A 1,736-nucleotide genomic window follows, 5' to 3' on the forward strand; every position below is an offset into this window, starting at 1 on the left:
GCTCAATCAAGCATAATAAGTGTTAGGCAGCAAAGACGCCCGGATTCCTTTATATAGAAGGAACTCGGGCGTCTTTTGTTTTTTTAAGCTGTCCTTAACATATAAAGTCCCTAATCATCTGTGTATGCTTTAGACGTGGTTGACTGAAAGTGACTGGTGTTGGTGATGAGTTCACGGATGATTTGGATGACAAGATCCGGTTGATCATGGATGATCATATGCTCGCTTTTCTTGGCAACAATTAATTTGCTGTTTGTAGAGATGTTAAGCATCTCGCGCTGTCCGATTTGCCAGCTTTGTTCAATCTGATCATTTCCGCGTTTACTAATACCGAACTGAGTCAAATCTTGTTGAATGCCCCGAGCAATTACACGTACAGGGAGATTACCCAGATGCTGTCCCCGTATGGCATCTTCGGTAGTGCTCGCTAGGTCACCCTCCTCTGCAACAGACCGAAAGTATTTAGAAGAAGCGACAATATTCACAAAAGATTTTCTATCTTGATATTCGACCCGACCCGTCAGCATAAAATTGGGGAACAGGCGAAAAGCCCCTGATTTTTCTAGGAGAATGGATATTAACGGGGAGGGATTGACCTTAGGCCGTTCCTTGGCATAGATCTTATTTGTCCGTCGGGCGTCATTCTCAGGCCTGGCATCCACCAGAACCAATCCTGCCACTTCGTCTCTGTATGTCTGCGCGTACAGTCTTGAGTACATCCCTCCGAGGGAATGGCCTACCAGAATATAAGGAGCTTGGATGCCTGCGTTTTTTAAGGCGACATGAAGCTCTCGAACGATGTTTTCCCCGGTTCGTGGAGTAGCAGCCTCCTCGCTCCAGGCATAGCCTGCCCGGTCATAGGATACAACAGTGGCGAATGATGACAGCTTTTCGGGAATATCTCTCCAGGAGAGGCTACTTTCCCCGCTCCCTGATTCAAGCAATATTGTTGGAGAACCGTTACCGAGTTTACGAATATGAAGTTGATAGCCCCCGGCATCGACCAATTCCCCCGGAGGTGGGTATTGTGATTTATCCTTCTTGGATGCAATCCACTCATACACAAATCCGGAGATCACGAAAAGCAATAAGCAAGAGATAATAAGAAACACAATTCTCGTCCATGTTCGCCTTCGTTGCTTCATTAGAAAATCTACTCCTCTATACAGCTATAATTAATCATTACCTAAAGTTGCGTGAAACAATAGCTGCTACCGTATGGTTTGTGGCTAGCTCCTTATCTTTTTACCCATCCTTTCTTTGTCAAATCATCAATATTAAAGAAAAAAACAGAATATGCACTTGAGTTGTAATGAGCAACATGCGTATTCGAGATCATTGAATGGAGATCACATCGTTCTTGGATGCGGATAACTAAGTCCATTTGGCAAAAGTACAGTGTACACAGGATAAAATTACAACAATAAAGATAGTAAAAACTATTCATTAAAAAGGGTTGCATTTAAATATACAGAATGGTATACTCTAATTCCGGCCAAGAAATACAATATTGCGAGCGAGTGTTTCGAAAAAAGATTCTAAAAAATGCTTGCAAAGTTGGTTCGGACATGATATGATATAAGAGTTGATGAGGCGACAAACTGAATCGACGAGAAAAGAATGTTTGATCTTTGAAAACTGAACAACGAGTGAGTAAAATGATTTTGTTCGCAAAATCAAACAAGAGATATTTTATCTCGTCAGTTTCAAAATGAGCTTATCGCTCTTTCTATAAA

Annotated in this window: 1 protein-coding gene; it reads right to left on the minus strand. The window is 42.0% G+C overall.

Annotated features, from left to right (window positions below; genetic code table 11):
- Window positions 1-110: 110 nt before the first annotated feature.
- Window positions 111-1,145, minus strand: coding sequence for an alpha/beta hydrolase (locus tag NLX73_RS23545; RefSeq protein WP_254327502.1), 1,035 nt, complete (start codon window positions 1,143-1,145; stop codon window positions 111-113).
- Window positions 1,146-1,736 lie beyond the last annotated feature (591 nt).

It is taken from the genome of Paenibacillus sp. CH40 (genome assembly GCF_024213605.1).
In the GTDB taxonomy this organism is placed as follows: Bacteria; Bacillota; Bacilli; order Paenibacillales; family Paenibacillaceae; genus Paenibacillus; species Paenibacillus polymyxa_B.